8 protein-coding genes are annotated in these 7582 nt (G+C 60.6%); 2 read left to right on the top strand and 6 right to left on the bottom strand.

The genetic code is table 11. From position 1 onward, the window contains the following. Window positions 1-162: 162 nt before the first annotated feature. From PMI35_RS07945 to PMI35_RS07970, 6 genes are all read right to left on the bottom strand, one after another. Window positions 163-816, bottom strand: coding sequence for an O-methyltransferase (locus PMI35_RS07945; protein ID WP_008063330.1), 654 nt, complete (start codon window positions 814-816; stop codon window positions 163-165). A gap of 18 nt (window positions 817-834) precedes the next feature. Further along, a complete protein-coding gene (locus tag PMI35_RS07950) occupies window positions 835-1371 on the bottom strand; it encodes a C40 family peptidase (protein ID WP_008063328.1) in 537 nt (178 codons plus the stop codon). A 164-nt stretch (window positions 1372-1535) separates the two neighbouring features. Further along, window positions 1536-2183: a C40 family peptidase gene (locus tag PMI35_RS07955; protein ID WP_008063326.1), complete on the bottom strand. Its 648-nt coding sequence runs from the start codon at window positions 2181-2183 to the stop codon at window positions 1536-1538. A 227-nt stretch (window positions 2184-2410) separates the two neighbouring features. Next, the gene (gene hda, locus PMI35_RS07960) at window positions 2411-3115 is read right to left on the bottom strand and encodes a DnaA regulatory inactivator Hda (protein WP_008063324.1); all 705 of its coding nucleotides are present in this window, start codon (window positions 3113-3115) and stop codon (window positions 2411-2413) included. 197 nt (window positions 3116-3312) lie between these two features. Next, window positions 3313-4386, bottom strand: a complete 1074-nt coding sequence (locus PMI35_RS07965) for an AI-2E family transporter (RefSeq protein ID WP_008063322.1) — start codon at window positions 4384-4386, stop codon at window positions 3313-3315. Window positions 4387-4423: 37 nt separating this feature from the next. After that, window positions 4424-5488 (bottom strand): DUF2066 domain-containing protein, encoded by a 1065-nt coding sequence (locus tag PMI35_RS07970; RefSeq protein WP_008063321.1) that lies wholly within the window; start codon window positions 5486-5488, stop codon window positions 4424-4426. Window positions 5489-5873: 385 nt separating this feature from the next. Between PMI35_RS07970 and purM the strand changes: the two genes are divergently transcribed. Together purM and purN are read left to right on the top strand one after the other, a co-directional pair. Beyond that, window positions 5874-6932 carry a phosphoribosylformylglycinamidine cyclo-ligase gene (purM, locus tag PMI35_RS07975; RefSeq protein ID WP_008063320.1) on the top strand — a complete coding sequence of 353 codons (1059 nt, stop codon included), beginning with the start codon at window positions 5874-5876 and terminating at the stop codon, window positions 6930-6932. Continuing rightward, on the top strand, window positions 6932-7582 hold the full coding sequence (gene purN / locus PMI35_RS07980; RefSeq protein WP_008063319.1) for a phosphoribosylglycinamide formyltransferase: 651 nt from the start codon (window positions 6932-6934) through the stop codon (window positions 7580-7582). The genes purM and purN overlap by 1 nt, the downstream gene beginning before the upstream one ends.

The following is a 7582-nucleotide window of genomic DNA, read 5'->3' as shown; positions in this document are numbered from 1 at the left end:
TTACTTGGGGCTTTTCCAAGTGACTCGCCGTAAGGGCGAAACCATAAGTGGCCGTTACCGCAGGAATGGATATGTACTCCGTCAACACATAATAGGTCGGCTGTCAGACCGCCTTCGCCGGCAGGCCAGCTCCCACAGTAGATCGGGTACAGCCGCGAGAAATCAGCGCTTCCGGCAAAGGGTGAGCCCATCCCCCAGCGGCAACAGCGACAGATCCACCCGCGCGTCACCCTTCAGGGCACTATTGAGCGCCTGGATGGCCCGGGTATCGGCGCTCTCGGGATTGTCCTCAAGCACCCGGCCACTCCACAGCGTGTTGTCGAATACCGCCAGGCCACCGGTCCGCAACAGGCGTAGCGCATGTTCCAGGTAGGCCGGGTAATTGGCCTTGTCGGCATCGATGAACACCAGGTCGAACTGGCCTGGTTCGTCCAGCCTGCCAAGGGTTTCCAGTGCCGGCGCCAAACGCAGGTCGATTCGCCCGCACAGGCCCGCCTCCTGCCAATAGCGGCGCGCGATGGCGTTGTAATCCCCGGGAATGTCACAGCAGATCAGCGAGCCGTCATCCGGCAATGCCCCCGCCATGCACAGAGCGCTGTAACCGGTGAATGTGCCGACTTCCAGCAAACGTCGGGCACCGGTGAGTTTTACCAGCAAGGCGAGAAACTGCCCCTGCTCCGGCGCCACCTGCCAGCGCGCCATGGGCAGCGCCTGGGTTTCGTCGCGCAAGCGCTTGAGCACCGGCGTTTCGCGCAGGGAGACGTCGAGCAGGTACTGATAGAGCGAATCGTCGAGGTTGAGCGTGCGGGCGGTCATGACAACACCCTCCGGCTGTTACGGATTGCGCGCCAGATGCTCGGGTTGCAGGACGCGCTTGGCGCTCAGGTAGGCTCTCTGCCAATAAGCCTTGGACAAGCTGTCGAGCTTGACCGTGCCACCGGTAGCCGGTGCATGCACGAAGCGGCCCTCACCGACATAGATGCCGGCATGGCTGACCTGGGAACCGCCATTGGTGGCGAAGAAGATCAGGTCACCGGTTTGCAGGCCTTCCTTGCCGACATCGGCCGCTTGCATCGTGATCATTTCGCGGGTGGTGCGGGGCAGGGAAATACCGGCCATATCACGGTAGACGTAGCCAATCAGGCCACTGCAATCGAATCCGGAATCCGGCGTGTTGCCGCCCCAGCGATAAGGCGTGCCGACCAGCCCCAACGCGCGAAACAGCACGTCTTGCGCTTCAGGCGAAAAGTCCTGGGAGGTATTGAATACGATGGGCGCGCGAACCACTGGCACAGGTGGCGGTGTACGGCTGGCACAAGCACTGAGCAGCGCTGCGAACAGCATGATTGCGAGGCGGGCCGACATCGTCATAAGCAGAGCATCCTGATCAGGCTGCGGCTAATTTCTGCGGGAGCGCAGAAAAGAAAACCGCCTGCGGATTACGCAGGCGGTTTGCCATCATTCATGATCAGAATTTTAGCGCTTATCAGGCAAACTTCAAGTAAGACTTTAAGTTCGCCTTACGAAATGTGCGCTTACTTGCGAGCCGTGACGATTGGCGTCGCTGCGGGAGCCATGGCGAGTGCACGCTTGGCTTCGATGAAGGTCTTGCTCCAGTAGCTGTCACCGAGGTTATCGATGCGCACACCACCGCTTTTGCGGCTGCTGGAATGGATGAACTGGTTGTCACCCAGGTAGATCCCGGCGTGACTGACGCGACCGCGACGACCGTTGGTGGCGAAAAACAGCAGGTCGCCTGGCTCAAGCTTGCTGCGCGAAACCAGCGGCGCGTCCACGTTGATCATTTCGCGGGTGGAGCGCGGCAGGTTCATGCCGGCTTCTTCACGGAACAGGTAACCGATGAAACCGCTGCAATCGAAACCGGCTTCGGAGGTACCGCCGAAACGGTAACGGGTACCGATCAGGGACATGCCGCGTTCGAGGATGCTGTCGGCCAGAACCGGAAGCTGGTACGACTTGCCGTCGGCGAAGCTGGCCAGTTCTTTTTCGGTGGCCGCTTCTTCGAGCTCAAGCGCTTGCTTATAGAGAGCGGAAGACTGGGCAGTAACGGAGTGTTGATCCTGCTGTTGTTGCGCTTGCTCAGACACTGGGGTGTGGGCAGCGCAACCGATCAACAGGGTAACGAGTGCGAGGGGCACGAGGGGTGCAAAGCGATTTAGCATGGGCACGACCGTGGCTGAATAAGTTATCAAGAGCCGCGACTATGCCTTCTATCATTCTCATTTGCAAATTCAATCGAACTTTTTGTGACTTCTTGGTTTCTCGATAACATCTAAGCGCTAAAGCCTGTTCTAGACACTCGCGCAGCCTGCACCCGGCAGGAAAGCGGATTTTCTGACGCCTTGAATATGTCGGAAATCGCTTCAGGCCCTGAATTTACAGGGCCTGGCTACCAGCCCAGGGTTTCTTTCAGGAACGGAATAGTCAGCTTGCGCTGCGCTTGAAGTGAGGCCTGGTCGAGTTGCTCGAGCAGTTCGAACAACGCGCTCATGCTGCGGGTACCGCGGGTGAGGATGAAGTGCCCGACTTCGTCGGTCAGGTGCAGGCCACGACGTGAGGCACGCAACTGCAGGGCGCGCAACTTGTCTTCGTCGGAGAGTGGGCGCATCTGGAATATCAGCGCCAGGGTCAGGCGCGACTTTAGATCCGCCAGCTTTACCGGCAACTCCCGTGGCGAAGTCGATGCGGCAATCAGCAGGCGCCGACCGCTGTCACGCAACCGGTTGAACAGGTGGAACAACGCTTCTTCCCAGTCAGCCTTGCCCGCCACCGCCTGCAAGTCGTCCAGGCACACCAGTTCGTATTGCTCGAGGTTGTCGAGAATCTCGATGCCGCGATCCATCAACTCGGCCAGCGGCAGGTAAACCGCCGGTTCGCCCATCTGTTCGAACCGCAGGCACGCGGCCTGTAACAGATGCGTGCGCCCTACCCCGTGCTTGCCCCAGAGGTAAATCAGGCTTTCGGTCCAGCCGGCGTCGGCTTCGCACAGCCGCTCGACATAGCCGAGTGCAGCGGCATTGGCGCCTGGGTAGTAGTTGATGAAGGTGGCGTCGTCACGCAGACGCACACCTAGGGGCAGCTGAATCGGTTTCATGCTGACTGAACAGTTCCAAAGGAACCGTTAGTGGCCTCTGTGTAAAGTTTGCGAAGTTTATACCCGTGAAGCCGACCGCACAATGCGACAGACCACAAGCAAAATCAAAGGTTTGCGTTAGCGCACCGGTTTTATGACAGATTCTTTGGCGCCATGGGCAGCCACCGTGTGTCGATCCGGCCTGCCCGTGACCCCATTTAAAGCTCTGATTCGTCCACACCACTGTACATACCGGAATCCTTATACAAATCATGCACATGGCGCAGCAGCACCATGATCACCGCCGCCACGGGCAGTGCCAGCAACACACCGGTAAAACCAAAGAGTTCGCCGCCAGCCAGAATCGCGAAGATCACCGCCACCGGGTGCAAGCCGATGCGGTCCCCCACCAGTAATGGCGTGAGCACCATACCTTCCAGCGCCTGACCGACCATGAACACCGCGACAATACCCATCATGGGGTACAAATCGCCGCCGAACTGGAACAGACCGGCAATCAGCGCCGCGCCAATGCCAATGATAAAGCCCATGTACGGCACAATCGCCGCCAGGCCGGCAATCATCCCGATCAACAGGCCCAACTCCAGCCCAACCAGCATCAGGCCCGCGGCGTAGATCACGCCCAACGCGACCATCACCAGCAATTGCCCGCGGACGAAGGCGCCGAGTACTTCATGGCACTCCGCGGCCAATGACACCGCGCGCTCTTCACGATCGCGCGGCAGCAGGCTGCGGATCTTGGCCATCATCAGGTCCCAGTCCCGCAGCAAGTAGAAACTCACCACCGGAATCAGCACCAGGTTCGCCAGCCAGCCGATCAACGCCAGGCCCGAGGCCGTCGCCTGGCTCAGCACCACGCCAACGATGTCGGTGGTCTGCCCCATGTGCTCGCTGATCGCCGCCTTGAGCTTGTCGAACTTCCAGAAGCCCTCCGACAAGCCGAACTTCGATTGCGCCCAGGGCAATGCCGTGTGCTGCAGCCAATCGAGCATCTGCGGCGCCAGCTCATACAAGCGAAACAACTGCTTGGCGAGCATCGGCACCAACACCAGCAACAGCGTGGTGAAGATCAGGGTGAACAGGGCAAATACCGCAATCACGCCCCAGGTTCGTGACAGGCCGGCTTTTTCCAGCCGATCCACCAGGGGGTCAAACAGATAGGCCAGCAACAACGCCACCAGGAACGGCGTGAGGATCGGGTGCAACAGCCAGATAAACGCGCAGAGCAACAGCACTCCACCCAACCAGAACCAACGCCGCGTATCGGCCATGAACCACTCCATTGCTTCTATATAAAGAAAGAAAAATCTACCAGCGGAAACGCAATTGCGGCGTCGGTGCCGGCGCGGGCGTTACCGCGGGGACTGAACCAGCGACTACAGGCTGGACCGGTGCCGCGGGCGCCGGCGCCGGCGCCGGCTCGACCGCGAGCTCCTGCAACCTGGCCAGCGACAATTGCGCGCGCAGTTGCTCGCTACTGCCGTTGACCCGATAAAGAATCCGGTCGCCGTTAACACTTTGCGGACGACCGCCGAAAGGCTCCAGCAAACGCCCAAGGGCCGCATACCGCTCCAGATTCATGCCCTGGACTTCCAGCAACTGAGCAGCCGATGCCCCGGGCTTGGTGACGAATCGCGGCGCCAGTCGCTGGTTGACCGCCAGCATCACCGCGTCCGCCAAAGCGGCTTGATCCGCCCCCTGAGCACTGCCGGCCTCTTTCTGATCACCCAGCCACAACTGCCACTTGGCTTGCCATTGGCCACCCTCTTCTCGGGCATGGACCGCCAGCAACGCGTCGGCATTGTAACGCTGCGAAGCGTTGCGCAGGGCCGACGGATCGGCACTTTCCAGATTCGGCGCGGTGCCGACGATTTGTTCGTTCAAGTCCGCCAGCGGCAGACGCAGGGGCAAACCACGGTGCTGCGCGGCGCGACGCAGGGGTGTCGCACCGGCCTGACCATCACCCACCAGACTTGAACCCTCGGTGTAGTCGTTCAACCACCAGCCCAGGATCGACGGCCGATTGGAGCCCCACATCGCCAACCCGGCCCGACGCAAGGCCTGCGCGGTGGTGCCGGGGTCGAAATCTACTTTCAACACTTCCGGCGGGCCTGCCTCGAAACCGTACTGGCTGATGATTTGCTGCGGGTCGTTGCGAAGCGCCGCCAGCCCCGGATTCTGTGGTGCCTTGGGATCGCCGGTCAGGCGCAATACCAGCGTATCGAGCGCCCGCTGTGTGGCCTGCTCACGCTCTTCTGGCGACTGGCCGTTGACCGGTTCGCGCACCTGATAAAGGCCTTTGACGGTTTCAGCGTGGCTCATCAAGCTAACCAGCGACAAACAGCCCACAAGCAAGAATTTACAAAAACCCATGGAAGATTCCTGAGAACAAAGGCGGCTGGAACAGGCCGCATGAAACGATCGGGCAAGGCTGTGACCATCGCCCGACGCAAAACATTCACACGCCCTGGGTAAGTTTTTGCACTGTGCTAACGATAGACGGTTAATGACGACAACCCGTAGAGGCGAGCAGGATGTCATCCATATCGGGTAAAGGCGGTTTTTTTCGGCCGATATGCCCCCTGCCGTCGGCGTGAGGATGGCCGCTGCCCTTCAAGCCTGATAAAATCGCGCGCCTTCGCAGACCGGCAACAGCCGGGCACCCTCGAATATCGCGTGAGGCAATCACCTTCGTCGATTTCGACGGTCCCGATGGACTCGGTCGTTACCCAGAAATCCCCCCCTAAAGGCCTGGATCATGAGCAAGCAACCCTCCCTGAGCTACAAGGACGCCGGTGTAGACATCGACGCCGGTGAAGCATTGGTCGAACGCATCAAGAGCGTCGCCAAGCGCACTGCGCGCCCGGAAGTCATGGGCGGCCTGGGCGGTTTCGGCGCCCTCTGCGAAATCCCGGCCGGCTACAAGCAGCCCGTGCTGGTTTCCGGTACTGACGGCGTCGGCACCAAGCTGCGCCTGGCATTGAACCTGAACAAGCACGACAGCATCGGCATCGACCTGGTTGCCATGTGCGTCAACGACCTGGTGGTATGCGGCGCCGAGCCACTGTTCTTCCTCGACTACTACGCCACCGGCAAACTGAACGTCGACACCGCCGCTCAGGTCGTGACCGGCATCGGCGCTGGCTGCGAACTGTCGGGTTGCTCCCTGGTGGGCGGCGAAACCGCTGAAATGCCTGGCATGTACGAAGGCGAAGACTACGACCTGGCCGGTTTCTGCGTCGGCGTCGTGGAAAAAGCCGAGATCATCGACGGCTCCAAAGTTGCCGCCGGCGATGCCCTGCTCGCCCTGCCGTCTTCCGGCCCGCACTCCAACGGCTACTCGCTGATCCGCAAGATCATCGAAGTGTCCGGTGCCGACATCGAAAACATCCAGCTCGACGGCAAGCCGCTGACCGACCTGCTGATGGCCCCGACCCGTATCTACGTGAAGCCGCTGCTCAAGCTGATCAAGGACACCGGCGCCGTCAAGGCCATGGCCCACATCACCGGTGGCGGCCTGCTGGACAACATCCCGCGCGTATTGCCAAAAGGCGCACAAGCGGTGGTTGACGTGGCAAGCTGGACCCGCCCTGCGGTGTTCGACTGGCTGCAAGAGAAAGGCAACGTCGACGAAAACGAAATGCACCGCGTGCTGAACTGCGGCGTGGGCATGGTCATCTGCGTTGCTCAAGAGCACGTGGAAACCGCGCTGAACGTGCTGCGTGAAGCGGGCGAGCAGCCTTGGGTCATCGGTCAGATCGCCACCGCTGCCGAAGGCGCAGCTCAGGTTGAACTGCAAAACCTCAAGGCTCATTGATGTCCCAGACCTGTGATGTTGTGGTGCTGTTGTCTGGCACCGGAAGTAACTTGCAGGCCTTGATCGACAGCACGCGGACCGGCGACAGCCCGGTCCGCGTCGCTGCGGTGATTTCCAACCGCGCCGACGCCTATGGCCTGCAACGCGCCAGGGACGCGGGTATCGATACCCGCACCCTGGATCACAAGGCTTTCGAGGGCCGCGAGGCCTTCGATGCCGCGCTGATCGAACTGATCGACGCCTTCAATCCCAAACTCGTGGTGCTGGCCGGATTCATGCGCATTCTCAGCGCTGATTTCGTACGCCACTACGCGGGTCGCCTGCTCAATATCCACCCCTCGCTGCTACCCAAATACAAAGGGTTACACACTCATCAGCGTGCGCTGGAGGCCGGCGATGCCGAGCACGGCTGCTCCGTGCACTTCGTCACCGAGGAACTCGATGGCGGACCACTGGTCGTACAAGCAGTAATACCGGTAGAGTTGCATGACTCGCCGCAGAGCCTGGCGCAGCGGGTCCATGTGCAGGAACACCTGATCTACCCCATGGCCGTACGCTGGTTTGCCGAAGGCCGGCTATCGCTCGGTGATCAAGGTGCTTTACTGGATGGACAGTTGCTTGCGCCCAGCGGCCACTTGATTCGAACCTAG

The sequence above is a fragment of the Pseudomonas sp. GM78 genome (assembly GCF_000282475.1).
Lineage (GTDB): Bacteria > Pseudomonadota > Gammaproteobacteria > Pseudomonadales > Pseudomonadaceae > Aquipseudomonas.
The sequence above is the reverse complement of the archived record's forward strand: the minus strand, read 5'-3'. Positions and strand labels throughout refer to the sequence as shown.